This window comes from Parasphingorhabdus sp. (assembly GCF_039982395.1).
Taxonomy (GTDB): domain Bacteria; phylum Pseudomonadota; class Alphaproteobacteria; order Sphingomonadales; family Sphingomonadaceae; genus Parasphingorhabdus.
This window is the reverse complement of the sequence record NZ_JBDWYO010000006.1, coordinates 203,085-228,460: the sequence shown is the minus strand read 5'-3', so window position 1 is coordinate 228,460 and position 25,376 is coordinate 203,085. Positions and strand designations below refer to the sequence as shown.

The 25,376-nt window shown below is 52.3% G+C and carries 22 protein-coding genes and 1 tRNA gene; 9 read left to right on the top strand and 14 right to left on the bottom strand.

Annotated features, from left to right (window positions below):
• Window positions 1-4: 4 nt before the first annotated feature.
• The 4 genes from ABJV08_RS11240 to dusB form a co-directional block, all read right to left on the bottom strand.
• On the bottom strand, window positions 5-2,296 hold the full coding sequence (locus tag ABJV08_RS11240; RefSeq protein ID WP_348039578.1) for an ATP-binding protein: 2,292 nt from the start codon (window positions 2,294-2,296) through the stop codon (window positions 5-7).
• 96 nt (window positions 2,297-2,392) lie between these two features.
• On the bottom strand, window positions 2,393-3,808 hold the full coding sequence (locus tag ABJV08_RS11235; RefSeq protein WP_348039577.1) for a sigma 54-interacting transcriptional regulator: 1,416 nt from the start codon (window positions 3,806-3,808) through the stop codon (window positions 2,393-2,395).
• Window positions 3,809-3,823: 15 nt separating this feature from the next.
• Window positions 3,824-4,921 (bottom strand): ATP-binding protein, encoded by a 1,098-nt coding sequence (locus tag ABJV08_RS11230; RefSeq protein ID WP_348039576.1) that lies wholly within the window; start codon window positions 4,919-4,921, stop codon window positions 3,824-3,826.
• On the bottom strand, window positions 4,897-5,892 hold the full coding sequence (dusB, locus tag ABJV08_RS11225; RefSeq protein WP_348039575.1) for a tRNA dihydrouridine synthase DusB: 996 nt from the start codon (window positions 5,890-5,892) through the stop codon (window positions 4,897-4,899). Before dusB ends, ABJV08_RS11230 begins: the two co-directional genes overlap by 25 nt.
• 92 nt (window positions 5,893-5,984) lie before the next feature.
• On the opposite strand from dusB, the gene ABJV08_RS11220 reads away from it, so the two are divergent.
• Genes ABJV08_RS11220 through ABJV08_RS11210 form a run of 3 tightly spaced genes read left to right on the top strand, consistent with a single transcriptional unit; the run spans window position 5,985 to window position 8,214 of the window.
• A complete protein-coding gene (locus ABJV08_RS11220) occupies window positions 5,985-7,160 on the top strand; it encodes a bifunctional 2-C-methyl-D-erythritol 4-phosphate cytidylyltransferase/2-C-methyl-D-erythritol 2,4-cyclodiphosphate synthase (RefSeq protein ID WP_348039574.1) in 1,176 nt (391 codons plus the stop codon).
• The gene (locus ABJV08_RS11215) at window positions 7,160-7,678 is read left to right on the top strand and encodes a hypothetical protein (RefSeq protein ID WP_348039573.1); all 519 of its coding nucleotides are present in this window, start codon (window positions 7,160-7,162) and stop codon (window positions 7,676-7,678) included. Before ABJV08_RS11220 ends, ABJV08_RS11215 begins: the two co-directional genes overlap by 1 nt.
• 20 nt (window positions 7,679-7,698) lie before the next feature.
• On the top strand, window positions 7,699-8,214 hold the full coding sequence (locus tag ABJV08_RS11210; protein WP_348039572.1) for a CinA family protein: 516 nt from the start codon (window positions 7,699-7,701) through the stop codon (window positions 8,212-8,214).
• Here the strand turns inward: ABJV08_RS11210 and ABJV08_RS11205 are convergent.
• On the bottom strand, window positions 8,163-8,648 hold the full coding sequence (locus tag ABJV08_RS11205; protein ID WP_348039571.1) for a type II toxin-antitoxin system RatA family toxin: 486 nt from the start codon (window positions 8,646-8,648) through the stop codon (window positions 8,163-8,165). The genes ABJV08_RS11210 and ABJV08_RS11205 overlap by 52 nt on opposite strands.
• Window positions 8,635-9,588, bottom strand: a complete 954-nt coding sequence (gene lipA / locus ABJV08_RS11200) for a lipoyl synthase (protein ID WP_348039570.1) — start codon at window positions 9,586-9,588, stop codon at window positions 8,635-8,637. Before lipA ends, ABJV08_RS11205 begins: the two co-directional genes overlap by 14 nt.
• A 64-nt stretch (window positions 9,589-9,652) precedes the next feature.
• On the opposite strand from lipA, the gene ABJV08_RS11195 reads away from it, so the two are divergent.
• The 3 genes from ABJV08_RS11195 (at window position 9,653) to putP (ending at window position 12,831) form a co-directional block, all read left to right on the top strand.
• A complete protein-coding gene (locus ABJV08_RS11195) occupies window positions 9,653-10,294 on the top strand; it encodes a carbonic anhydrase (protein WP_348039569.1) in 642 nt (213 codons plus the stop codon).
• Between the two features lie 230 nt (window positions 10,295-10,524).
• Window positions 10,525-11,286 carry an NYN domain-containing protein gene (locus tag ABJV08_RS11190; protein WP_348039568.1) on the top strand — a complete coding sequence of 254 codons (762 nt, stop codon included), beginning with the start codon at window positions 10,525-10,527 and terminating at the stop codon, window positions 11,284-11,286.
• 60 nt (window positions 11,287-11,346) lie between these two features.
• Entirely contained in the window at window positions 11,347-12,831 is a 1,485-nt protein-coding gene (putP, locus tag ABJV08_RS11185) for a sodium/proline symporter PutP (protein WP_348039567.1), read from the top strand.
• 67 nt (window positions 12,832-12,898) lie between these two features.
• Here putP and ettA read toward each other — a convergent pair whose 3' ends face one another.
• Entirely contained in the window at window positions 12,899-14,578 is a 1,680-nt protein-coding gene (gene ettA / locus ABJV08_RS11180) for an energy-dependent translational throttle protein EttA (RefSeq protein WP_348039566.1), read from the bottom strand.
• A gap of 114 nt (window positions 14,579-14,692) precedes the next feature.
• Between ettA and ABJV08_RS11175 the strand changes: the two genes are divergently transcribed.
• Together ABJV08_RS11175 and ABJV08_RS11170 are read left to right on the top strand one after the other, a co-directional pair.
• Window positions 14,693-16,081, top strand: coding sequence for a M28 family peptidase (locus tag ABJV08_RS11175; protein ID WP_348039565.1), 1,389 nt, complete (start codon window positions 14,693-14,695; stop codon window positions 16,079-16,081).
• A gap of 2 nt (window positions 16,082-16,083) precedes the next feature.
• Window positions 16,084-16,314 carry a hypothetical protein gene (locus ABJV08_RS11170; RefSeq protein ID WP_348039564.1) on the top strand — a complete coding sequence of 77 codons (231 nt, stop codon included), beginning with the start codon at window positions 16,084-16,086 and terminating at the stop codon, window positions 16,312-16,314.
• 35 nt (window positions 16,315-16,349) lie between these two features.
• On the opposite strand, the gene ABJV08_RS11165 is transcribed toward ABJV08_RS11170, so the two are convergent.
• The 5 genes from ABJV08_RS11165 to glpD all read right to left on the bottom strand — a co-directional run bounded on the left by ABJV08_RS11165 (window position 16,350) and on the right by glpD (window position 21,588).
• On the bottom strand, window positions 16,350-17,753 hold the full coding sequence (locus tag ABJV08_RS11165) for an ATP-binding protein (RefSeq protein WP_348039563.1): 1,404 nt from the start codon (window positions 17,751-17,753) through the stop codon (window positions 16,350-16,352).
• On the bottom strand, window positions 17,750-18,472 hold the full coding sequence (locus ABJV08_RS11160) for a response regulator (RefSeq protein WP_348039562.1): 723 nt from the start codon (window positions 18,470-18,472) through the stop codon (window positions 17,750-17,752). The genes ABJV08_RS11165 and ABJV08_RS11160 overlap by 4 nt, the downstream gene beginning before the upstream one ends.
• A 104-nt stretch (window positions 18,473-18,576) precedes the next feature.
• On the bottom strand, window positions 18,577-19,185 hold the full coding sequence (locus ABJV08_RS11155; RefSeq protein ID WP_348039561.1) for a hypothetical protein: 609 nt from the start codon (window positions 19,183-19,185) through the stop codon (window positions 18,577-18,579).
• Between the two features lie 754 nt (window positions 19,186-19,939).
• Window positions 19,940-20,013: transfer RNA gene (locus ABJV08_RS11150), tRNA-Gly, on the bottom strand.
• Between the two features lie 54 nt (window positions 20,014-20,067).
• Window positions 20,068-21,588: a glycerol-3-phosphate dehydrogenase gene (gene glpD / locus ABJV08_RS11145; protein WP_348039560.1), complete on the bottom strand. Its 1,521-nt coding sequence runs from the start codon at window positions 21,586-21,588 to the stop codon at window positions 20,068-20,070.
• Between the two features lie 103 nt (window positions 21,589-21,691).
• Here glpD and ABJV08_RS11140 point away from each other — a divergent pair, with 103 nt between their 5' ends.
• The gene (locus tag ABJV08_RS11140) at window positions 21,692-23,164 is read left to right on the top strand and encodes a glycerol kinase (protein WP_348039559.1); all 1,473 of its coding nucleotides are present in this window, start codon (window positions 21,692-21,694) and stop codon (window positions 23,162-23,164) included.
• 54 nt (window positions 23,165-23,218) lie between these two features.
• Here ABJV08_RS11140 and ABJV08_RS11135 read toward each other — a convergent pair whose 3' ends face one another.
• A complete protein-coding gene (locus tag ABJV08_RS11135) occupies window positions 23,219-24,079 on the bottom strand; it encodes a cytochrome c1 (protein ID WP_348039558.1) in 861 nt (286 codons plus the stop codon).
• Between the two features lie 19 nt (window positions 24,080-24,098).
• A complete protein-coding gene (locus tag ABJV08_RS11130; RefSeq protein WP_348039557.1) occupies window positions 24,099-25,367 on the bottom strand; it encodes a cytochrome b/b6 in 1,269 nt (422 codons plus the stop codon).
• Window positions 25,368-25,376 lie beyond the last annotated feature (9 nt).

Genomic DNA, 25,376 nt, shown 5'->3' with positions numbered 1-25,376 from the left:
TTCATCATTTATCGATCTTTGTAATTTGCGCAGAAACTGCTTCAGAACCCGCACTTGCCTCCTCAAGGACATCTTCTGGTCCATGAGATAGTTTAGCCAATTTCGATGGACTGAAGCGGATAGTCACTTTGGTGCCTCCACCCGTTGCATCGCTGAATTTCATTTCCCCAAAATGCTCTTCGACGATCTTCTTCACAATAGCCAAGCCCAAGCCAGTGCCGCTTGCGCGGGTCGTCATGTAAGGCTCAACGATCCGATCTCGCTCGATCGGCAGGCCGATACCATTGTCTGTCAATTCGACGATGACGATCTGATTTTCCATTTTGACCGTCAATTGAATAGCGCCGTCTGCGACTTTGAAATCTTCGCCAGCTTCCGCCTTTTGCTGAATGGCTTCTGCGCCATTCTTTATGATATTGGTTAGCGCCTGTCCCAATTGCCTGCGATCACAGACAAGCACTATCGGTTGATCATCTGAAACAAAGTTAAAATTAACGGATGGCCATGCAACACCCTGCATAAACAGCGCTTGCTTCAAAATATCATCCAGATTTTCTTCGCGGAAGACCGGTTTGGGCATTCTCGCAAAGGAAGAAAATTCATCGACGATATTTCTCAAGTCACCAACCTGTCGAACAATAGTATTGGTGAGATTTTCAAACACAGTTGAATCGTCGGTCATGCGCGATCCAAACCTGCGTTGCAGGCGTTCCGCCGCCAATTGGATGGGCGTCAAAGGGTTTTTGATTTCATGGGCAATTCGCCTGGCGACATCAGACCAAGCGGCCCGCCGTTGATCGAGCAATTGCTGGGTAATATCCTCAAAAGTAATGACATAGCCGGTGGGTCCACCGACGATTTTCACCGCCAACGTACGCATGTCTGACTCGGAAGAAAATTCTATGATGCTATCTTCAACACCCTCGTTAATGAGCTCTGCAAATTGCGGGGCGGCAATTTTTATATCGACATCGAGCAGCGCATTGGCCGACTTTGAAAGCAAAGACTGAGCCTGAGAATTGACGAGTTTAATATCTCCATTCTCATCCAAACTGATAATTCCGGCGGTAACTGACTCCAGCACGGCCTCAATAAAGGCCCGTCGATTGCCCAATTGATCATTGGCCGTGATCAAGGCCGTTGTTTGTGTTTCCAATCGCTCGGTCATGCGGTTGAAGGCGCGGCCGAGTGTGCCAATTTCGTCATTTTCAAACGTTGGAGGCACACGGGTAGCAAGATCACCTTCGGTGACACGTTTCGCGGCGTGAACCAGATCACTGACCGGTTTCACCATTCTATCCGCGACGAGCAACGCAATCCACAAGACCAGCCCGACGATCAGCAAAGAAATGACGAACAAGGCTATATTAAATTGCAGCTGCAGGCTTCTTGATCGCGAAAAAAGTTCTTCATAATCGGCAAGAACCGATTGCGCCCTCTCCCATTGGCTCAATGCAAGCATGTCGGAATCGCGGGCCGCATATAGAAAAATGCGCGATTTTAAATCTAGTGCCGTCACAGCTTCAATCTTGCTGGGCCTAGCCGTCACCACGTAATTTTTTCCGTCTTCCAATTGCTTCAGAACGGCTTCGGTTATTTTGGGCTGCTCATCTCCATCGTCAGGATCAACGGCCGCTGCCGTCCTGGCAACCCCATCGGCGCCATATTCAATAATTGCCGATTCATTCAATTTCCTTGAAAGAACTTGAAACACATATCCTTCGGCAAACTCTGGGCTTTCTAAATTGGCTTGCCGCAAATAGTTTCGCAAATCATTCGCCATGGTGATCGTTTCTTCACCGACTTCGCGCTGATTTTGTTCATAATAACCACGAGCCAGGTCGTTCGCATTTTCCAACATTCCACGCGCACGATCCGAAAACCAAAACTCGACGCCATATTGAAAAAGCAGAGAAGCAAAAATAACCACAAGCAGCATCGGGATACTGGCTACCAATGAGAATAAGGCAACAAGTCTAACATGCAGCCGACCTTTGCTGCCGATTGAAGATTTCGCAGCCCGCTCTTGTGCGATCCTCCGACCAAAAAGAACCAATAGCGTCATTGCTGGGATCAGATTTCCCACCAACAAAGCAGCTGTTAAAGGAGGAGAGATAAAGTCTGTTTGATCAGATTGTGTGTTTAACAGGAAATAGGTGCCGATCATGATCGCACCGAACAGGAGCAATACGATCCATTCCACCCGTTTCATCACGGCTTCTTGTCCTGCCATCAGGGACAGCCGCCGAAGCCAATTGGGAACGCGTTGTTCTGGATCGTGGTTGGACACCGTCATTGTGCTTTCAATACAACAGATTCGTTGCAGGAAAAGCACTTATATTGCAAAAATATCACGGTTCAGCGAATTAGACCGTCAACTCATCGTGTCCCGTTATTTGGAACCGGATGGATCTATTTGATATTCGTTTAGCTTCTTACGTAGCGTGTTTCTATTTATTCCAAGAATTTTGGCAGCTTTAATCTGGTTGCCATGCGCATGGTGCATCATCTCAATGAGCAGAGGTTTCTCAAACTTCTCCAATGCGAGGGCATATAGGTTTTCCTTCTCGGCACCGGCCATCAAGCCCAGAACGATCGACTTGATATGGCCCTCAAACTCAATATTTGCCGATTCAACATGATCCTCACCGCGCTCTGAAGCGAGAATTTGACGGATGGAATCTTCAGAAAGCGTATCCTCTCTTCCCGTTACCACCAGCCTGTAAATAACATTTTTAAGCTCTCTAACGTTTCCCCTCCAATAGTGATGGCAAAGCAGGTTCATACCTTCTTGGGAAATTTGCTTGTGAGGGAGTCCCTCGGTCATAGCGAGCTTAAGGAAATGCGTCGCCAAGGCGGGCACATCACTGGAGCGCTCCCGGAGGGGAGGCAATTCAATCGGCACAACATTGATCCGATAGTATAAGTCTTCCCTGAACTTGCCCTGTTCGATAAGCTCAAGAAAATTATGGTTGGTCGCTGCAATGATACGAACATCCAGCTTTACCAACCCTTTCCCACCAACCCGATTGATTTCACCCGACTGCAGCGCTCGCAAAAGGCGGGTTTGAGCGTGCATTGGCATGTCGCCAATCTCATCGAGAAACAACGTACCGCCTTGTGCCTGTTCAAATTTTCCAGAAGCATTGGCAACAGCCCCCGTAAACGCACCCTTCTCATGTCCAAACAATTCTGCTTCGATCAATTCCGATGGAATAGCGGCCATGTTCACCGCGATAAACGGACCGGATTTTCTGTGACCCAATCCATGAATCGCTTCTGCCACCAGTTCTTTACCGGTACCTGATTCACCAAGCACGAGAACTGATAAGTCATTTTTCAAGAGCCGTGCGATCATGCGATACACTTCCTGCATCGCCGGACTCCGGCCAACCAACGGAAGACTTTCTTCGTCCATCGACTGTTCCATCGGCTCCAGATTCTTCGGCTTCAGCGCCTGCCCGACGACTTCCACCAATTCATCAAGATCAAATGGCTTCGGCAGATATTCAAACGCCCCCGTCTCGGAGGCTCTAACGGCTGTGTTGAGAGTATTTTGCGCGGAAATTATGATGATAGGTATGTTGGGATGAGTGGCTTTCACACTATCCAAAGAAGATATCCCATCCCCCTCGCCCAACCCAACATCGGTAAGCAGCAAATCATATGTACTGCTGCCCATAAGCGCATCGCGCTCCGTGATAGATTTGCAGTTTTCAACCTCATAACCTTCGGCGCGCAGAGCCGTAATGATGACGTGACTGACCGACAAATCGTCCTCAACCAATATGATTTTTTCTTTGGCCATAATTAAATCCTGACGTCAGTTTTTCTGGGCGACCGGTAGAAAGAGAGTGAAACGGCTCATTTCGTCCAGTGTTTCACGATCGTAACGAATGCGCCCATTCATGTCGCGCATGAGCTTTTTCACGAGGGCGAGCCCAAGTCCCTGCCCTTCTTTTTTGGTGGACACAAAAGCCGAGAAAATTTCTCGTTCCAACTCAGCGGGAACACCAGGTCCGTTATCGCATATCATGATCTGAATGGGCAGCCTAATGGCCGATGTTTCACCTTGAGCCGACAAAGAGGCTCCGAAGCTATAACGTGTTACTATCTGGATTTCCGGTTCAGCGAGATGCTTGGTCGCATCGACGGCGTTGGCAAACAGGTTCGTCAAAACCTGCATCATGGCATCCGGATCAATCAGAGCATCGGGCAAGGATGGGTCGAACTTGTCGTGTATTTTGACTACTTGACCAGTGGCAGTTTCAATGGACCGCCGCGCCCGATCTATCAAAGTGTGTATATTGACGGCCTGAGTTTGTGCCGGCTGATTGGATGATAAAGTTTGCATCCGGTTGAGCAAGTTTACCACGCGCTCTACCTCGGCCGTAATCATCTGAGTCAGGGGCTTTTGCGTTTCATCGAGCTCTCGATCCAGCAATTGCGCCGCTCCCCTTATCGCGGCTAGCGGGTTTTTAATCTCGTGACTGAGTATGTCTGGAGCCCGGATCGCCAGACTGGAGGGATCGCTATTTTCATTTTCCAGTATAGGGCCGTCTTGCGGCATTATTGACAAGGAGATCAATCTCCATGTGGAATCCGAAGCGAGTGGATGAATGTCAAAATCAACGACACCCAATTTTCGGTCATCGCTCGATGCCATAACACCGCGTGCGGTCAGGCTTATTTCTTGCTCTACAAGTGCTGCATCGAGCCTTGGATCTGAAAACTGAAGAACATGATCAATTTTTCGGCCCAACAAATGTTTTGCGCTGGTTCCGAAGAGAGCTTCGCCAGCGGGATTAACGCGGGAGACAATATGATCAGAATCCACCACCATGATAGCATGGTTCAATCCGGCAAGAATATGCTCTCCCGACGGCAGATCGTTCATCAAGCCGCCGCTTTGTTCAGCCAAGGAGTGTAGAATTCCTCGAGCATTTTTAGAACTATGTGCGGATCTGCTTCCTTGTTGGCCTGATTCCGGAACTCTGCCGAACCCGGCAAACCTTTTGTATACCAACCGATGTGCTTTCGCGCGACTTTGACTCCGATATCTTCGCCGTATAATTTGAGCATCTCACGATAATGCTCATCCAAGATCGCATATTGTGCTTGAATATCCGGGTCCGGTAGCGTTTCTCCCGTCCTGAACCAATGCATGAACTGACCCAGCAACCATGGCTTGCCATAAGCCCCACGTCCGATCATTACGCCGTCAGCCCCACTCTGTTCTAGCGCTGTCTTGCCGTCTTCAATCGTGCAAATATCCCCATTGACGATTACCGGCAGATCAACGGCCTGCTTCACTTTGCTGACAAAAGTCCAATCCGCGCTATCCCTGTACATTTGGCAGCGGGTCCGACCGTGCACCACGATCATTTTCGCGCCCAAGTCTTCCGCGATATGCGCCAGTTCCGGGGCGTTAAGACTTTGGTGGTCCCAGCCCATGCGCATTTTCACGGTTACCGGTACATTGACTGCCTCTACCGTGGCCTTGATCAGTGCGGCCGCCAAGGGAAGGTCTCGCATAAGCGCCGAGCCCGCATCGCCATTGACGACCTTCTTCACCGGGCAACCCATGTTGATATCGATTATCTGTGCGCCACGATCCTCGTTGAGCCGAGCGGCGTCGGCCATCACGGCAGGATCACAACCCGCAAGCTGCATTGACACCGGTTCCTCACTCGGATCCCAAGCGCATTTTTGCAAAGATTGACGGGTTTCCCGGATCATTGCCTGGCTGGCGATCATTTCGGTGACGTTGAGCCCAGACCCGAAACGGCGAACCAGTTTCCGGAAAGGTAAATCAGTGACGCCGGTCATCGGCGCCAACAAGACCGGGCTTTCGATTTCGATGTCACCGATGGAAATGGGTTTGAGCTTCATAAATACTGCCTAAAATTTAAGCACCCCTTATCGATAAATCAATTTGGAGGCAAGAATTGCTTCCTCTCAAATCTAAGGGTAGATCGCGGTTCATGGTTGAAACCCGCTATCCTTGCAAAAAGACTGACGTTTTGATCGTCGCGGCCGGGATTGGTTCGCGTGCAGGATTAGACATTCCCAAACAATTCGAGCCCGTTGGCGGCAAATCTATGATCCGCCACAGTGTCGAGCGTTTTCAATCCCACGATGCCATAGACCGTATTTGGATCGTGGTCGCGGAGGGCCAAGAGGATGAAGCAAACAAAGCGCTGTCTCCTTTATCTGCCTACAAACTCGTTATAGGCGGCGCAACGCGGCAACAGTCGGTGAGCAACGGCTTGCAAGCGATCGAAAGTCACGGTGGTACTACCAATATTCTTGTCCACGATGCTGCACGGCCCTTCATTTCGCATATGGTGATTAACCGCTTGCTGACCCGTTTGGAGACGGAATCGGCGGCAGTCCCGGTTTTGCCCTGTGTCGACACTATGGTTCGGTTGAACAATGAGCAGCTGGGGCCAACCGTAGACAGGAACAGTCTTTGGCGGGTGCAGACCCCTCAGGCCTTTGACTTTAAGAAACTTATGGCCGCCCATGCCGACTTTGCAAGTGACCGGAATGCAAGCGATGATGCACAGGTTTTCAGAGCAGCCGGACACGCGGTAGTGACGATTGAAGGCGATGAAGCCTTAAAAAAATACACGCTGCCCGGTGATTTCAAGGAAAAAGGAAGTTCGGACATGCGCCAGATACGCACGGGTATGGGCTATGATGTGCATCGGTTGGCCGCCGATGAAGAGCTTTGGCTGGGCGGTGTAGCGATAAAGCATGATAAAGGGCTTGCCGGGCACAGTGATGCAGATGTTCTCTTGCATGCTTTGACTGATGCCTTGCTCGGAACAATTGCCGCTGGCGACATCGGAGATCATTTCCCGCCATCGGCCCCACAATGGCGCGGTGCAGCCTCGTCGCTTTTTGTCGAACATGCCGCTTCGCTCATCTCCCAGAAAGGTGGCGTCATTCATAATGTCGATATGACGATCATCTGCGAAGCGCCAAAGATCAAACCGTATCGAGAGGACATCAGGCGAAATATCGCAAAAATGCTGTCGCTTGCGATGGACCAAGTAAGCCTTAAGGCCACAACAACTGAAGGTTTGGGCTTTGCCGGTCGCAGAGAAGGAATTGCCGCCCAGGCAATCGCTACAATTTCAATGGAGGAAAGTTGATGAACAAGAAGATGACAGTTGGCTTGGCAATTTTCGGCTTGGCACATGCAGCGACAGTGCAAGCCACCGAAGTCAAACAGTGCCTGAGCGTAGCGCAAGCCGAAGCACTGGTTACCTACATACTGCCCGCAGCGGTAAAGGCCAGTCGCAGCAAATGTACCGGAACCCTACCCGCCACTGCCCCTTTACTAGCAAAAAACTCGGAACAGCTAGCCAAATATGTGGCTGCATCGGAAAGTGCATGGCCCTTGGCAAAGGGTGCCGTAGCCGTGATCGCTGGAGACAAGATTCCAGCAGATATGGATGACTCTCTGCTTCGCCCCATCGCCGATGCAATGTTCGGACAGCTTATTGGAGAGGAGATCAAACCCAAGGATTGCGGAATAATCGACAAAATATACAGTGATTTAGAGCCTATGCCCTCTGCAAATCTTGCCAGTCTGGCGATCACCATCGTCCAATCTGCAACCAAGAATGATAAGAAGCAGGATATTCCCATTTGCAAAGCACCGGTATGATGGTCTAACGGCGCGGCTCTATGGAAAACCTCCTACCTCCTGCGATCATCGCGCTGGCTACCAAGGTCGTTGAAGAAAACCGCGCCTTGGGCCGAAGAGTCTCGGTTGCAGAGAGTTGCACCGGAGGCTTGGTAGCCGCAGCTCTCACGGAAGTCGTGGGTAGCAGCGATGTTTTTGACTGCGGATTCAACACTTATTCCAACAACGCCAAGCAGAACATGCTTGGCGTTAGCAGAGATCTGCTGGAAACATTCGGCGCGGTTTCGATCGCGGTGGCTTGGGAAATGGCACAAGGCGCCTTGGAGAAATCGGGCTGTGATGTGGCTGTGGCCATTACCGGAGTCGCCGGTCCAGGCGGCGGTACCGAGAAGAAACCGGTAGGCACCGTTGTTTTCGCCAAGGCCGAGAAAGGCAAAGCTGTCGACGATGTCGTTGCCGACCGGAAAAATTTTGGCGATGACAAAAGCCGTGCGGATATCCGGTTTCAGGCGGTACTGGTCGCGCTAGAGCTGTTGCTGCCGGAAGATAGCGAGTAGCTGTCACCGTAGATCGTACCGGCCCGGTCTACAAAAGCACTGGTCATTTTGTTTAACGCTTTCGCGAACATCTGACCGGCCAGTTTTTCAAACATGCGGTTTTTGAACGTGAATTCGACGTAAAAATCAACGTGACAGCCACCGCCATCACGGGACCGAAATCGCCATTCATTGTGCAGCTGTTTCAGCGGCCCGTCCAGATAGTCGACATCGATCGACTGATTGTGGGACTTTATGACACGCGAGGAAAATTGCTCACGAAGCCCTTTGAAGCCCACCAGAACATCCGCCAGCATTTCTGTATCACTGTCAGACCGTATCCGTGTGCCCACCACCCAGGGCAGAAATTCGGGATAACGCCCCACATCGGCCACCAGAGCGTACATTTGAGCCGCACTATACGGCAAGTCGCGGGTTTCCCTATGCGCGGGCATTCAGTGCACCAGAACGTGCAAGCTTTTCTTCTCGCGCCTGCCGCATCTTGGCAAAATCATCGCCAGCATGATAGCTCGATCGGGTGAGCGGGCTAGAAGCGACCAGCAAGAAGCCTTTGGCGCGTGCGACCGAAGCATAGGCATCAAAAGCCTGTGGCTTAACAAATTCGCTAACTTTCACATGTTTGGTCGTGGGCTGAAGATATTGCCCCATCGTCAGGAAATCGACGCCGGCGCTGCGCATGTCGTCCATTACCTGATGGACCTCCAAACGCTCTTCGCTCAGCCCCAGCATGATGCCCGACTTGGTGAAGATGGAAGGATCGAGTCGCTTGACCTGTTCAAGCAGACGCAACGAGGCATAATAGCGCGCGCCAGGCCGGATTGTTGGATAGAGCCGCGGCACCGTCTCCAGATTATGATTATAGACATCGGGCCGAGCAGCGACAATCGCTTCGACTGCTGCCTCGGCTTTGTTGCGGAAGTCCGGCGTCAATATTTCAATAGTCGTTTTCGGTGTCGTCCGGCGCAAAGCCTCGATCACCTTCACAAACTGGCTCGCTCCGCCATCGGCAAGATCATCGCGGTCAACCGAGGTGACCACAATATGTTCCAACCCGAGCTTGGCAGCCGCATCCGCTGTGTGCTGGGGTTCTAGCGCATCCAGGGGCATCGGCATGCCTGTCTTGACGTTACAAAAGGCGCAAGCCCGGGTGCACACATCGCCCAGGATCATGACGGTCGCATGTTTTTTGGTCCAGCATTCGCCAATATTCGGACAGGCAGCTTCTTCGCAGACCGTATTGAGCTTATGCTCCCGCATCAAAGCCCGGGTTTTTTCAAATTCAGCGCCCATCGGTGCTTTGACTCGGATCCAGTCCGGCTTGCGCAAACGCTTGGGACTGGGTTCCTGCGGGCTGATTTTGGTGATTTCGTTCATTTCTATCAAATAGGGAAAGAAAACCAGTCTTGCCACCCCTTTAGTCGGTGATAATAGCATATTCATGACAAAATTTACCGACCTGCTTGATGGCTATCGCCGCTTCCGTTCCGATCATTGGCAAGTCCAGCGGGAACGTTGGAACGAACTGAAAGAAGGGCAAAGCCCGAAGGTAATGATCATTGCCTGCAGCGACAGCCGCGTCGACCCGACCCAAATATTCGATACCAACCCCGGCGAAACATTCATTGTCCGCAATGTTGCGGCGCTCGTGCCGCCTTTTGAAACCACGCCTGGTCAACATGGCGTGTCCGCCGCGCTCGAATTTGCCGTGCAATTTCTCAAGGTCGAAGAAGTGGTAGTAATGGGTCATGGCAGTTGCGGTGGCTGCGCTGCGGCGCTTTCCGAACAGATGAAAGATATGCCGCATGGGCAAGGCGGATTTATCGCCGACTGGATTACCTTGCTCGATGACGCGCGGGTCAAAGTTGCCCATGACCATGCTGATCTGGGCAGCGGTCCGGCACAACTTGCCATGGAACATGAAGGCGTCAGAACCAGCCTCGCCAATTTGCGGACCTTCCCCTGCATTCAGGAAAAAGAAGCAAATGGGTCCATTCGCCTGATCGGGGCCTGGTTCGCCATTTCCGAAGGGAAATTGCATGTTCTGGATGAACAAAGCGATCAATTTGGAGTCGTGGACTAAAGGCTAGCGTCGCGAAGCCAGCACGGAAGACGAACTTTACAAAGTTTACAGTGTCTAAGAAAAGATTCCCGCCTCGCTTTTTTGACATTATTCACTCAGCGCGCGGCACGCGACCGCACGTTTTAGGATCGGACATTTCAAAGAGCTGCGACTATATTATGCCAAGACGATCCGTGTAGGACAGCAGTTTTTCCCTTGAAGGCTATCCTCGGGAGGTCCATCAATGTTGCATGAGAAACCATCAAGACAATATCGCTCTTCTGATTGACTCCGACAATGCAAGTCACAATGGCATCGATCCGGTGCTAACCGCGCTCGCCGAACTGGGGACGGTCAATATAAGACGCGCTTATGGCAATTGGCGCAAACAGTCTCTGAAGGGCTGGGTCGAAATTCTCCACAAATATGGCATCGAGCCGCAGCAGCAATTTGACATGACCAAAGGCAAGAATGCCACGGACATGAAGATGACCATCGACGCCATGGACCTATTGTTTCGCGGCAATGTGACCGGTTTCGGGATCATGAGCAGCGACAGTGACTTCATGCCGTTGGCAATGCGAATACGACAGGAAGGCCTGCCGGTTTACGGCTTTGGTAGCGCAAAGACCCCCGAAGCGTTCAAACAGGCCTGCAGCCGGTTTATCGATGTCGATGCGCTGATCAAGGCCGACAAACGCAACCACGTCCCAAGCGGGAAGATCGACGCCAAGACATCATCCAAATCCGACACCACGACCAGCTCTAACGAAAGCGGAGGCAAGGTCGATGAGGAGCTGATCAACCTCTTGGTCGACGCCTATCTTGCCACAAAGCGCGATGGGGAAGGCTATGCAAGTTTGAGTGAAGTCGGCAAGATTGCCGGCAATCGGTCCAGCTTTGATGTCCGCAATTATGGCTTCACCAGACTGTCGGAAATGTTTGATGCCGTTCCTAGCTTCCAAACCAAGCGGGATGATAATGGGCAATTGTTCGTCAAGCGATTGCGGTAGTTGGCCTCCCCAATTCAAGCGATAAGGTGACTCCCCGATCAAAATCGCTATGCAGGCCCTATGCAAAGCGGAACCTTGATCACCCTCGCCCTTTATTTCATCGGTATGCTGGCCATAGGCTTTTATGCGTGGCGCAAATCCACTGATAGTAGCGAAGCTTATTTACTCGGCGGACGGCGGCTTAGCCCGGCGGTTGCAGCATTATCCGCTGGTGCATCCGACATGTCGGGTTGGCTTTTGCTCGGGCTTCCGGGAGCATTATATGCTGCTGGCCTGGTCAAGATTTGGATCGGGATCGGGCTTTTCGTTGGGGCGCTGATCAATTGGATCGTTGTCGCGCCGCGGTTACGCGAACAGACGGAAAAACTGGGCAATGCCCTCACCATTCCCGAGTTTCTGGCCAACCGTTTTCCAGACAAGGCACTGGCGTTGCGCATTGCTTCGGCGATCATCATCGTCTTGTTCTTCTCCGTCTATACCGCGGCGGGACTGGTCGGCGGTGGTAAATTGTTCGAGACCAGCTTCGCCGGAATTTTTGCAGATATCCCCCTGTTGGCGGGCCTGAGTGACTATATGCTGGGCATCTGGCTAACCGCTATTGTCGTTCTGGCCTATACGATGGTCGGTGGTTTTCTTGCCGTAAGCCTGACCGATTTTGTCCAAGGTTGTATAATGGTTGTGGCTTTGGTCCTTATGCCGGTCGTGGTGCTGACCAGCGGAGGCGGCATAAGCGCGGTCTCATCTGAATTGCAGACAATAAGCCCCGATTTTCTGAGCCTGACCGCCGGATTGACTTTTGTCGGCTTCCTCTCCGCCATCACCTGGGGATTAGGCTATTTCGGGCAACCGCATATCATTGTCCGGTTCATGGCCATCCGTTCTGTCGAGGAAGTGCCGACCGCCCGCAATATCGGGATGAGCTGGATGGGCGTCGCATTGCTTGGCGCCGTCGGGGTCGGCATCACGGGACGGGCCTATGTGGAAATGAATGGGCTGACCTTAGAAGATCCGGAGACCATCTTCATCCTGCTGGCCAACACCTTGTTCCATCCACTGATTACCGGATTTCTGCTCGCCGCCTTGCTGGCTGCGATCATGAGCACGATCAGCTCGCAACTGCTCGTGGCCTCAAGCTCGCTAACCGAGGACTTCTATCGCCTGTTCCTGCGGAAACAGGCCAGCGAAAAGGAAGCGGTCAATATCGGACGGCTATTCGTCGCACTGGTGGCCTTGGCCGCCATCTATATCGCCCGCGACCCCGACAGCAAGGTGCTGGGACTGGTAAGCAATGCATGGGCCGGCTTTGGCTCGGCGTTCGGGCCGTTGATATTACTGTCGCTTACCTGGAAGCGAATGACCAGCGCTGGCGCTGTTGCCGGATTGGTGACCGGCGCCGCGGTGGTGATTGGCTGGATATCGTTGGGCTGGAACAGCGCATTTATGGGCGGGCCCGGGGTTTACGAGATTATTCCCGGGTTTGTGGCGGCGTTAATCGCTATTGTCGCGGTGAGTTTGGTGACTGAGAAGCCAACAGTCACGGCTTGATACTGACCTACATTATTCAGAGATACTATTGTGAATTCCTTCTCCCTTCCGGGAGAAGGGTCTCACATCAACGCGTCAATTTCTTATAAGCCACCCGCGTAGGTCGATCCGCTGCATCGCCCAAACGACGCCGCTTGTCTTCTTCATAGGCTTCAAAGTTTCCTTCAAACCACTCAACATGGCTGTCACCTTCAAACGCCAGAATATGGGTCGCTAGCCGATCGAGGAAGAAGCGGTCATGCGAGATAACCACGGCGCAACCGGCGAAGGTTTCCAAGGCATCTTCCAGAGCGCGGAGGGTTTCGACGTCGAGATCGTTGGTCGGTTCATCGAGCAGCAGCACGTTGCCGCCTTCTTTCAACATTTTCGCGAGATGGACGCGGTTACGTTCACCGCCGGATAGTTGACCGACTTTCTTCTGCTGATCGACGCCCTTGAAGTTAAACGCACCAACATAGGCCCGGGTCTGGACTTCATTCTTGCCAAAGGTGAAAAAATCATGACCATCGGAAATTTCTTCCCAGATGTTTTTTGCAGGGTCCAGTGAGTCACGGCTTTGGTCCACATAGCCCAGCTGCACAGTATCGCCGAGTTCCAGCGTTCCGCTATCCGGTGTTTCCTGTCCGGTGATGATCCGGAACAAGGTTGTCTTACCCGCGCCATTGGCTCCGATAATGCCGACAATGCCGCCCGGCGGCAGTGAAAATTCCAAATCTTCAAACAGCAATTTATCGCCATAAGCCTTGGTGAGACCGCGCGCCTCGATCACCTTGGAACCCAGGCGTTCCGGGGTTTGGATCAAAATTTGGGCCTTGCCCATCTGTCGCGTTTCTTGCGCCGCCACCAGATCATCAAAGGATTTGATACGCGCTTTGGATTTGGTTTGCCGCGCCTTGGGGCTCTGCCGCATCCATTGCAACTCGTTGTCGATGGCTTTCTGACGGCTTTTGTCTTCCCGCTCTTCCTGCGCCATCCGCTTGGATTTCGCTTCGAGCCAGTTGGAATAATTGCCTTCGAACGGGATGCCCCTGCCGCGGTCGATTTCCAAGACCCAGTTCACGACATTGTCGAGGAAGTAGCGGTCATGGGTCACCAGAATGACATTGCCGGCATATTCAATCAAATGCTGCTCCAGCCACGCGACGCTTTCAGCATCAAGATGGTTGGTAGGCTCATCGAGCATCAGGATTTCCGGCTTGTCGAGCAACAGGCGGCAGAGTGCCACACGGCGTTTCTCACCACCGGAAAGATCGGTTACCGGGCTGTCACCGGGAGGGCAACGCAACGCTTCCATGGCAATTTCAAGTTGGTTGTCGAGCGTCCAGCCATCAACAGAATCTATCTTTTCCTGCAGCGTGCCCATTTCTTCCATCAACGCGTCAAAATCCACATCTTCCGGCGGATCGCCCATGATCGTCGAGATTTCGTTGAAGCGGGCGACAAGGTCAGCGACTTCGCGAACGCCGTCCATGACATTTTCCTTGACCGTCTTGGTTTCGTCGAGCTGTGGTTCCTGCGCCAGATAGCCAACACGGATCCCCTCGCCTGCCCAAGCCTCTCCCTGATATTCATCATCCTGCCCGGCCATGATTTTCATCAACGTCGATTTACCGGCACCGTTCTTACCAATGATGGCGATTTTCGTGCCTGGAAGAAACTGCAAATGAATATTATCGAGAACCGGCTTCGGCGCTCCGGGGAAGGTCTTGGTCAGACCTTTCATGACATAGCTATATTGAACGGCCATCTGGCGGATTTCCTTGCTTCGAATGTAGTAAGATTTGCGATCCGCCTAGCGAAATGGTGACTGACTCGCAAGAGAGCATTGGCAAAGCGGATGCGGCGGGTTAGGCAGCATATCATGAGAAACATATCCACCCTGCTCACTGGCGCTTCCGCGCTATTTCTGTCCACCGCCGCTCTGGCCGACAATCACAGGACGATGAGCCTGCAGGCCAAGGCTCTGCAAGATGATGTCGCTTATGATATCGTAGAAGGGCTAACGACCGAGGTCGGGCCGCGGCAAGCGGGCACCGAGGCCGAAGCAAGGGCGCGCAGCTGGTCGATCAAGAAACTCAAATCCCTTGGCTTTCAAAATGTCCGCAACGAACCGTTCATGATGCCAACCTGGGTGCGTGGCGCAGAAACGGCGGAAGTCGTATCGCCTTACCCCCAGAAAATGCACATCACCGCGCTGGGCAATAGCGCCAGCACCGGAACATCGGGAATCGAGGCGGAAGTGGTCTATTTTGACTCTCTCGCCGCTATGCAGGCTGCTCCAAACGGCAGCCTGTCGGGGAAGATTGCCTTCGTAACGCATGACATGCACCCCACTCAGGATGGCTCCAGCTACGGCACCTACGGCCCGGTTCGCTTTATTGGACCAAATATCGCCGCTGAAAAAGGCGCGGCTGCTTATGTGATCAAATCCATCGGCACGGACAACCACCGGAACCCGCACACGGGGAATACCGGTTTCCGCGACGGCGTGACCCCGATTCCGGCAGGCGCCCTGTCCGTACCCGATGCTGACAATCTGGAGCGCATGGTCAAACTGGCAAAAAAGACCGGCACGCCGATCCGGATGAAAGTGATGATGACCCCGCAAAATATTGGTCAGCAGGAATCCGGCAATGTGATAGCCGAAGTCACAGGCAAAGACCCGTCAAAGGGCATGATACTGGTTGCCTGCCATCTCGATAGCTGGGATCTCGCAACCGGTGCCTTTGATGATGCAGCAGGCTGCGGAATTGTCGCGGCGGCGGCAAAAAATATCATGGATCATGGCAAACCGCTGCGGACGATACGGGTTTTATGGGCTGGCGCAGAAGAGGTCGGTCTTTGGGGCGGCAAGGCATATGCCGAGCAAAACAAAGGCCAAAATCATGCGATAGCAATGGAATCCGACTTCGGCGCGGACCATATCTGGCGGGTTGAATATAATCTCCCGGAAGGCGCCAAAGCCGTTCGCACCGAAATTTCGCAAGCGTTGTTGCCCCTAGGGATTAGCATCAATGGGCCGACCGCAACCGGCGGAGCGGATATTCGTGATATTATCGCGAGCAACAATCTTGCCATCATTGACCTTCAGCAAGATGGCTCCCGTTATTTCGATCTTCACCACACGCCGGACGATACACTCGACAAGATCGATCCCAAGCAGTTGCGACAGAATGTTGCTGCTTGGACAACAGTGCTATCGATCATCGCCAATAGCGATGCCGACTTCACTATGCCGGCAAAGCAATGATCATGCGCAAATGCATACTGCCGGTGGTTCTGATAGCGACGGCCTGCTCCGAAACCCCGATCGACGAACAGGGCGACGCCGCCATTGCCGCGTTGGAAAAACAGATAGAGGAGGAAGCTCAAACGCTCGAAGAAGCGGCCGAGGAAGCCTATCTAGTGCTGGAAGAGGATATTGACGCCGAGCTTGCTGCTGATGGACTTGGCGCTCCAGCGGAGGTTGTAGGCGAGCAGTAAGGTCGGTCTAAGAATGTTCGAACGCCACGCTCCGCTCAATCAATCGGCAAGCTCAATATTGCCCGCAAACCGCCGCTCTCTCTATTTTTCAAGATGATGTCTCCGCCGTGATCACGGGCAATGGCGCGCGCAAGCGTCAAGCCCAATCCGGATCCGCCAGTGGCGCGATTGCGTGATGATTCTCCGCGCAAAAACGGTTCGAACATCGTCTCCATTTCGTCATTCGGTATCCCGGGCCCGTCGTCGTCGACAGATATCAACAATCTGTCTCCGGATTTTTGCAAAGCGATGTCTGCAGATTTCCCATAGAGAATTGCGTTGCCAACCAGGTTGCGCAACGCTCGGCGAACCAGTGTTTCCCGGATAGAAGCGGTTTGTTTTTCACCACGTTGATAGCGAACATCGTGGCCCAGATCGGTAAACTCGTCGACGATCGTCTCGATCAAAGAGCGCACGTCAACAGTATCGGATTGTTCCTTCGAACGGCCGACCCGCGCCAGCGACAATATGTCATCCAGCATATGATCAATATCTTCGATACCGGCGATCATACGTTCCCGCTCAAAATCATCTTCAACGGATTCAACACGCACTCGCAAAGCCGCCAACGGGGTCCGCAAATCATGGCCAATGGCGCCTAACATGACATCTTTTTCACCGATCATATTGGTCACGCGCCCGCTCATATCGTTAAACGCCCGGATCAATTCCCTGGTGTCCGGAGGCCCCTGCTCCGCGAGTGCCTCGGTTTCCCCAGGCTGGAAAGTATTGGCTTTAGCGGTCAGCGATTTGAGCGGCCGGGAGATATAGCGACCAAGAAGAATCAACGGGATCAACATCAAAAGATAGATGGTTATCGTCTGTAACAGCAATGATCGGACCAACAGAGGAGTGCGCCCCTGGACAGCAGACGCGAGGCTGACCCATTGACCATCTGCTTGCTGCGCCGATATAACTATGAAACCGCGCGTTTCTCGGGGTGAAGGTCGCCCACCCAAAGATCTGTTAATAGGGCCATTTCGCCGTGTCCCGCGATTGCTTCCCACCAGATAACCCGTCATATCGGGCATCAATTCGGTCAGATAGGCTGCACGAATATCTGAAAATCCCGCACCCATATTGGAGAAAGCCTGGCCTGCCCTCATTTCAAGCTCGGGCAGGCGATCCATGTCATCCGTCACCACACTATGCCCGCTATATTTCAGTCGGCCCCATCGACGGGCCCGCATCGAGCCCTCCCGAAATGCTGGACGATCCTGGGCTTGGCGTTCTAGACCATATGCGATACGCGAGACCGCAACGGTGGATGCCTCGATCAAATTCTGGTTTTGTGCACCACGAAATAGCAGGAAGCTGTTAATAGCCTGCGCCAGCAAAAGCATAGCCGCGACCACGAGCAAAAGCTGTCCAACCAGACTATTGGGCCACAGTTTCTTCACAATGACTGCACGCCCCCGGCCAGCACATATCCGCCGCCCCATACCGTCTTAATAATCTCCGGGTTTTTGGGATCAGCTTCAATTTTGCGTCGCAGTCGACTGATTTGGTTGTCAACGGCCCGGTCAAAGGCATGCGCCTCCCGGCCTTGGGTAATGTCGAGCAATTGATCGCGGTTCAGCACTTGCCCGGCACGCGAAACAAGGGCCAGCAACATTTGATATTCGCCTGAAGACAGCGACACATTCACGCCTTCTGCATCAATCAGACTGCGTTTGTCACATTTCAGGGTCCAGTTGGAAAACAGATAGACGCCACCGGCTGAGGTGCCAGCTTGCTTGGCTCCGCTCTTCTCCGCGCGGCGCAATATAACCTTGATGCGGGCAACCAGTTCCCGTGGGCTAAACGGCTTGGTCATATAGTCGTCAGCACCCAGTTCCAGGCCGATAATCCGCTCCGTCTCTTCTGTTTTTGCGCTTATAAAAATCACGGGAATATCGGTCTTGTCGGTGACAAAGCGGCAAAGGCTGAGGCCGTCTTCTCCCGGCATCATAATGTCGAGTAATATGATATCAAAATCATAGGCATTGAGCAAAGATCGAGCGATACTGGCATCGCTGGCTTGCTGTACTTTATAGCCCTGTTTGATCAAATATTCCGCCAAAGGCTCTCGTAATGTCGCTTCATCATCGACTAGCAATATATGTGTTTTGTGCGCCATTGAATCGCCTTATCACAAGATGAACAAAATGGAACGGACCGCCAGCCAATTTAGGGGAGAGGGAGATGGCTGACGATCCGTTCGCGAAAAGAGTGGTTCAGGGATTAACCGCCTCTTTTGTTCCGTTGGCCTTTTTTGGCCTGACGGGCAGCGCGCCGCTCATCTTTGGTAAGCTTGCCGTCATTGTTGGTGTCGGCTTTGTCAAAGCGGACTAGAGCAGCTGCGGTGAACTCGGCCTTGCTGATTTTCTTATCACCATTGGTGTCAGCGCCGCGCATCATTCCCATGCCTCGGCCACCGCGATTGCCGCGCATGCCTTTGCCCTTCTTGCCGCGTTTTCCGCGCATGGATTGCGCTTCTTCCTGGCTCAGCGTCCCATTGCCATCGACATCAGCCCTTGCAAAGCGCGCGGCTTTTCGGGCTGCCCGGGCCGCAGTCATTTCTGCTTGAGAAAGTTCGCCATCGCCATTTGTGTCGGCTTTGGCAAACCGTGCTGTGCGACGGGCTTCGCGATCTTCCTTCGAAAGCATGCCATCCTTGTTCACATCCATTTTGGTAAAACGGGCTTCAAGGGACTGGCTCAATTCGGTCCGGCTGACAGCGCCATCGCCGTCGGTATCGGCCCGCATGCCACGGTCACCGGGAGCGGCAATTGCGATGCCGCCAACCATTAACATTGTGGCCGCACTCGAGATCAAAATTGTCTTTTTCATTTTCATATTCCTCATATTCTAGTTCAGGGGGAGCGGCATTCTGTGTCCGCCATGAATGTTGTTCTAGTGGCTACTTGTCGCTGAACTTTGTCAGAACGGGATAAAATTGTCGCAAATTGTATCAAGTTGCAGACGCTGTTCATACCGCTGCAACTTTGGCGCGAAACAATAAGCTTATCTTTCCCTCAACATAGTCAGGAGCCATTCTGGAATAACCCGTCAAACAATCGCAATTCCGATGCGAGCGGCACAAATACTATGGTGATCTTTGTCCATATGATGCCCTGAACCGGCGCAATAACAAGATATGTCTTTTCTTCTCCAAAAGGCAGCTCCTAATCCGAAACCCTCCCGAAAATCCCTGAATTCAGGGGCAAAATGCGATCCGCAGCGGCAGAAATTGTCCTGTCGATATGATATTCAAGCAGTAAAGTCTGGCTACCGACCAATTTAGAGGCCAAAGCGCCATGTCCGACATGAGCTAAATGTAATCTTCTTGTTAAAAGCCACTTCTGACCGCCCCATTCAGATTGAACGAGCGTTTATTACGGCACGAAAACATGGGAATATTCAGAGAATATCCGAAACAGCGCTTCTTCATCGCAAAACAAGCCTGTGTAGAACAAGAAGGTTGTTGTTAGTTCTTGCAGTAGATTGCTGCTGTGATCATTCGAGGCATCACCACAATATGATGGGATCAACTTCACCTGGAATCGATAATGTGGGGAATGCGTGTGCCACAATGGCCGATTATTGGAGCGGGTGAAGGGAATCGAACCCTCGTCGTAAGCTTGGAAGGCTTCTGCTCTACCATTGAGCTACACCCGCATGCCCGGATCAACCGGATGGGCCGCTATTGCCACCGCTTTGGCGGCCCGTCAATCAGGAATGCTTGAGATTGCTCTTTGCGTGTGGAACCTGTCCTTCAAACCAACGCGCGACGGCTTGTTGCTCTGCTTCGGTCATGTGCAAGCCAAGTTTCGATCGCCGCCAGAGCGTGTCTTCTGCGGTGGAAGCAAATTCATGATCGACAAGCCAACGCAACTCTATTTCATATAATCCAGCACCAAATTTTTGGCCCAAATCTGCCGTTTTTCGAACGTTATCTAGCATTGCAGCGGTATCAGTTCCGTAAGCGCGGACGAGTCTTTGAACTACAAATTTATCGAGAAAATCCCATCGCTTGGCATATTGATCCACCAGAGCATCAAATCCGTCCGCAGGAAAATCACCACCCGGTAAGCTTGCTTCTTTGGTCCAGTCTACGCCGTCGATATCAAGTGCGTCTGATAGAGTTCGGATCGCCTGCAAAGCTAGAACTCGATAGGTCGTGATCTTTCCTCCGAAGATGGACAGCACTGGCGCACCGTTCTCATCATCAAAATCAAACACAAAGTCTCTTGTTACCGTGGCTGCTGTTCGGCTGTGGTCATCGAAAAGTGGACGGACGCCGGAATAGGTCCATTCAATGTCGTCGCGATTCACCGACTCTTCAAAATATTCACTGGCCGCTTCACAAAGATAGTCAATTTCGCTGTCGCTAATCTTCGCGGGGCCCTCATCATAGCTCCAGGGTTGATCGGTCGTACCGATAAGCGTGTGATCGCCTTCATAAGGAATGGCAAAAATTATACGGCCATCACGATTTTGGAAAATATAGCTGTGATCGCCTTCAAACTTGCGTTTCACAACAATGTGACTGCCTTTCACCAACCGCAGTTTCGCGGCATTGCTGCTCTGATCATACATTGCAGTTACCGGATCAACCCATGGACCTGCAGCGTTCACCAATATCTTGGCTTGTTCTGCCTTTATCTTACCATGATGCTCAATCTGTAGATTCCAGTGATCCGGGCCTCGGTCTAGCCCCACACATTCTGCGCGAGTCCAGATATCAGCGCCTCGATTTGCTGCATCTCTGGCGGTAAGTGCCACGAGCCGCGCGTCCTCCACCCAACAATCTGAGTAGGCAAAACCCTTTTTGAGACGTTTTTGAAGAGAATCGCCGCGTTGGTCCTTGTGAAGATTGACATTCTTCGTACGCGGTAAAATATCACGTCCGCCAAGATTATCGTATAGAAACAAGCCCAATCTGAGCAACCAGGCGGGACGCATCCCTTCGTCGACCGGCAAAACGAAACGCATCGGCCAAATGATATGCGGGGCTGCGCGGAGCAGAACTTCCCGTTCTTTCAAAGCCTTGCGAACAAGATTAAACTCATAATGCTCTAGATAGCGCAATCCACCGTGCACCAGTTTGGTGCTCGCCGATGACGTGTGCGAGGCAAGATCATCGCGTTCAACCAACAGGACCTTCAGTCCCCTGCCCGCTGCATCGCGCGCAATTCCGACGCCATTTATACCGCCGCCAATGATGGCAAGATCATACATCGCGGCAGTCATAGAGAATCCTGAGATTCGTGCAATGTTGCATCGCAATATTGTCGATCTTAACTTGCCTTTTTTAAGCTAGCTTATAGCGTGAGATCGAAACAAGGAGCGGAAGATGACGGCACAACAGATATTGGTCATCGACGAAGGAACAACATCGACCCGGGCGATGCTCTTTGGCGTCGATGGCAAGTTGCACGGTTCGCAACAAGAAGCCTTGCGACAATATTATCCCGAACCTGGCCTTGTTGAACATGACGCAAAGGAAATATGGGATAAAACCCTCCTTTGCTGCCAAAAAATGGTTGAGCAAGCCGGTGGTGCGGACAAGATTGCGGCTATTGCCATTACCAATCAACGCGAGACCGTGGTTGCCTGGGACAAACGAACTGGGGAACCGCTGGGGCGAGCGATTGTCTGGCAAGATCGCCGCACCGCGGCCGAATGTGATAGATTGAAAGCACAAGGGCTGGAGCCCATGATACAGGCCAAGACGGGCCTGCTGCTCGACCCTTATTTTTCAGGCAGCAAAATAGGCTGGATGTTGAAGAATTGGCCAGACGTGCCAGGCGCGGGAGACAATCTGGCTTTCGGAACGATCGAATCCTATTTGATCTACCGTTTGACAGGTGGCCAACATGTCACCGATGCCAGCAACGCCAGCAGAACGATGCTGATGGCGCTAGACGGGCAGGATTGGGACGATGAACTGCTTGCGCTCTTCGATATTCCGAAAACGGCGCTTCCGGAAATTGTAGATTGTGCCGGCGATCTTGGATCCACTGCAGCGGCAATATTTGGATCGCCTATACCGATTTGCGGCTCCGCGGGTGACCAGCAGGCCGCAACCATCGGTCAGGGTTGTCTTGAGGTCGGTCAGACGAAAGCGACTTTTGGCACTGGCGCGTTCATTCTAACCAACAGCGGGGATACGCCGCCCCGTTCGGAAAACCGCCTGCTGTCCACCGTCCTCTATCAACATGATGGCAAGCGAACCTATGCGCTCGAGGGCTCCGTTTTCGTGGCTGGTAGCCTTATGCAGTGGCTTCGCGACGATCTAGGCCTCCTTAAATTCGCGGGAGAAAGCGAAGAACTCGCGCGCTCGGTAGACGATAGCGGCGGTGTTTATCTTGTCCCTGCGCTCTCTGGCATTGGCGCCCCTTATTGGCGAGCCGATGCCACAGCCACTATCTCCGGCCTCAGCTTCTCCTCGAAAAAGGCGCATATTGCGAGGGCTGCGCTGGAGTCTATGGCCTATCAATGCCACGATCTGAAAACGGCATTTTCAGCCGATGGCGTTGATTGGAACCGGCTTAGGATCGATGGCGGCATGGTTGCCAATGACTGGATGGTACAAGATCTGGCCGACATTCTGAATATCTCGGTAGAGCGTCCTGGTTTTTTCGAGACCACAGCCCTTGGAGCCGCCATGCTCGCAGCGGTTGGGTGCGGGATATACCGCTCGCTCGAAGAGGCGTCGGTTATGATTTCGGGACTGGACGTGCATAGGCCCGATATAGACCGCTACACCAGAGCCCAGAGATTGGCGGGGTGGAAAGAAGCTATCGCAACGGTTCTCAACAACTAGCCACAAAAAAGCCCGCATAAAGCGGGCTTTTCTAAATATCAGTTGCGCTTGCCGTTAAGCGTCAGCTGTTTTCTTTTTCTTCTCGGCTTTCACATCCGCCCAGATCGTCCGATAAGACAAATAAGCCAGAATGGTCGCAATGAGCAAGAATGCGAGAACTGCCCAACCGGCTTGATGCCGCTCTTCTAGCTTCGGTTCTGCGGTCCAGATCAAAAATGCCGAGACATCTTTCGCCATCTGATCAACGCTTGCTTTGGTGCCATCAGAATAGCTGACCTGATCGTCCATTGTAATTGGCGGCGCCATCGCAAGATTCAGGTTCGCAAAATACGGGTTATAATGAAGTCCCGGTCCCGGCTTGCTAGCGTCCGGGAGATCTGCTGGCGGATCCTGATAACCCGTAAGCAATGAGTAGATATACGGTGCGCCACCGCCACGTGCCTTCGTAATCAAGGACAGGTCTGGCGGGATTGCGTTGTTGTTCGCTGCACCAGCAGCCACATCATTCGCAAATGGTTTAGGGAATTTATCAGCCGCAAGCGATGGACGTGTGGACATTTCGCCGGTTGCCGGGTCAATGTCTGGCGTCTCAATTGCCCAGTTGGCAGCAATCGCTTTCACTTCATCTTCGTTATAACCGAGATCTTCGAGATTCCGGAAAGCGACCAGACGGAGAGAATGGCAGGCAGCACAGACTTCTTTATAGACCTGGAAGCCGCGTTGCAGTTGCTGGCGATCAAATTTCCCGAGCGGTCCGTCAGTCGAAAAGGAAACATCCTTTGCTTCTTCGTGAAACGCATATTCAACCGGTTTCACCGGCGGGTTCGTGACATATTCCTTCAAGCCCAAGCCAAAGGAGACCAACAGCCAACCTGAAAAGAACAGGCCAATCAAGATTCCGATAATTCTAACCATTACGACAGGTCCCTAATTCTTAGCTGGCAGTGTTGAGTGGTTTGCCGGTTACCGATTCCGTAATACTGTTCGGCAATGGCTCAGGTTTTTCCAACCGCGACAAAAGCGGCAGGATGATCAGGAAATATGCGAAATAATAGGCAGATGCCAATTGGCTGATCATCACGAAAGGCTCTTCAGCCGGTGCGCCACCGCAATATCCCAAAATCAAAATATCAACGATCAGAATGCCGAAGAAGATTTTGAACTTCGGACGGAACTTACCGGAACGGACCGGGGATTTGTCCAGCCAAGGCAGGAAGAACCAGACCAGAATGGCAGAGAACATCGCCAGCACGCCCAACAATTTCGCCGGAATGAAGAGGAAGTCAAAAGTAAAGGCCCGCAAAATTGCATACCAAGGCCAGAAATACCATTCCGGAACAATATGGGCCGGAGTGGAAAGCGGGTTCGCGGGAATATAATTGTCCGCATGACCCAAAGCGTTGGGCAGGAAGAACATCATGGCGGTGAAGAAAATCAAAGCCACACCGAGCGTCCAACCATCTTTTGCTGTATAATATGGGTGGAAGGGCACAGTATCCTGAGGCCCCTTCACATCTACGCCGGTGGGGTTGTTTGAACCCGGTATGTGGAGAGCCCAAATATGCATGATGATCACGCCTGCAATCACAAACGGCAGCAGATAGTGAAGCGAGAAGAAACGGTTCAGAGCTGCGTTGTCAGGCGCAAAGCCGCCAAGCAGCAATTCCTGGATAGGCTTGCCCACGAGTGGAATGGCTTCAAACAGGCCGGTAATCACCTTGGCGCCCCAGAAACTCATCTGTCCCCAAGGAAGCACATAGCCCATGAAAGCGGTCGCCATTGCGAGCAAATAGATAACCACGCCAAGCAACCAGATCATTTCCCGAGGCGCTTTATAAGAGCCATAGAAGAGGCCGCGGCCAATATGGAGATAGATTGCAACGAAGAAGAAACTTGCACCATTTGCATGGGCATAGCGAATCATCCAGCCGCTGTTCACATCGCGCATGATATGTTCGACGGAATCAAAGGCGATCCCGGCATTGGCTGCATAATGCATCGCCAAGATGATACCGGTTACAATCTGGACAACCAGAAAGACGCCCGCAAGCGAACCGAAGTTCCACATATAGTTCAAATTGCGCGGCGTTGGATATCCAGCACCGAGGCTATTGTAGATCATCCGTGGAACCGGAAGTCTATCATCCATCCACTGACCGAATTCGGTCGCTGGTTTATATTCATTTGCCCAAGGAAAGCTCATTTTTATCTG

Bases quoted from the DNA above. Each gene is read 5' to 3' on its own strand.
- ABJV08_RS11240 (WP_348039578.1), bottom strand. From the start codon at position 2,296: ATGACGGTGTCCAACCACGATCCAGAACAACGCGTTCCCAATTGGCTT.
- ABJV08_RS11235 (WP_348039577.1), bottom strand. From the start codon at position 3,808: ATGGCCAAAGAAAAAATCATATTGGTTGAGGACGATTTGTCGGTCAGT.
- dusB (WP_348039575.1), bottom strand. From the start codon at position 5,892: ATGAAGCTCAAACCCATTTCCATCGGTGACATCGAAATCGAAAGCCCG.
- ABJV08_RS11220 (WP_348039574.1), top strand. From the start codon at position 5,985: ATGGTTGAAACCCGCTATCCTTGCAAAAAGACTGACGTTTTGATCGTC.
- ABJV08_RS11215 (WP_348039573.1), top strand. From the start codon at position 7,160: ATGAACAAGAAGATGACAGTTGGCTTGGCAATTTTCGGCTTGGCACAT.
- ABJV08_RS11210 (WP_348039572.1), top strand. From the start codon at position 7,699: ATGGAAAACCTCCTACCTCCTGCGATCATCGCGCTGGCTACCAAGGTC.
- ABJV08_RS11205 (WP_348039571.1), bottom strand. From the start codon at position 8,648: ATGCCCGCGCATAGGGAAACCCGCGACTTGCCGTATAGTGCGGCTCAA.
- lipA (WP_348039570.1), bottom strand. From the start codon at position 9,588: ATGAACGAAATCACCAAAATCAGCCCGCAGGAACCCAGTCCCAAGCGT.
- ABJV08_RS11195 (WP_348039569.1), top strand. From the start codon at position 9,653: ATGACAAAATTTACCGACCTGCTTGATGGCTATCGCCGCTTCCGTTCC.
- ABJV08_RS11190 (WP_348039568.1), top strand. From the start codon at position 10,525: ATGAGAAACCATCAAGACAATATCGCTCTTCTGATTGACTCCGACAAT.
- putP (WP_348039567.1), top strand. From the start codon at position 11,347: ATGCAAAGCGGAACCTTGATCACCCTCGCCCTTTATTTCATCGGTATG.
- ettA (WP_348039566.1), bottom strand. From the start codon at position 14,578: ATGGCCGTTCAATATAGCTATGTCATGAAAGGTCTGACCAAGACCTTC.
- ABJV08_RS11175 (WP_348039565.1), top strand. From the start codon at position 14,693: ATGAGAAACATATCCACCCTGCTCACTGGCGCTTCCGCGCTATTTCTG.
- ABJV08_RS11170 (WP_348039564.1), top strand. From the start codon at position 16,084: ATGCGCAAATGCATACTGCCGGTGGTTCTGATAGCGACGGCCTGCTCC.
- ABJV08_RS11160 (WP_348039562.1), bottom strand. From the start codon at position 18,472: ATGGCGCACAAAACACATATATTGCTAGTCGATGATGAAGCGACATTA.
- ABJV08_RS11155 (WP_348039561.1), bottom strand. From the start codon at position 19,185: ATGAAAAAGACAATTTTGATCTCGAGTGCGGCCACAATGTTAATGGTT.
- glpD (WP_348039560.1), bottom strand. From the start codon at position 21,588: ATGACTGCCGCGATGTATGATCTTGCCATCATTGGCGGCGGTATAAAT.
- ABJV08_RS11140 (WP_348039559.1), top strand. From the start codon at position 21,692: ATGACGGCACAACAGATATTGGTCATCGACGAAGGAACAACATCGACC.
- ABJV08_RS11135 (WP_348039558.1), bottom strand. From the start codon at position 24,079: ATGGTTAGAATTATCGGAATCTTGATTGGCCTGTTCTTTTCAGGTTGG.
- ABJV08_RS11130 (WP_348039557.1), bottom strand. From the start codon at position 25,367: ATGAGCTTTCCTTGGGCAAATGAATATAAACCAGCGACCGAATTCGGT.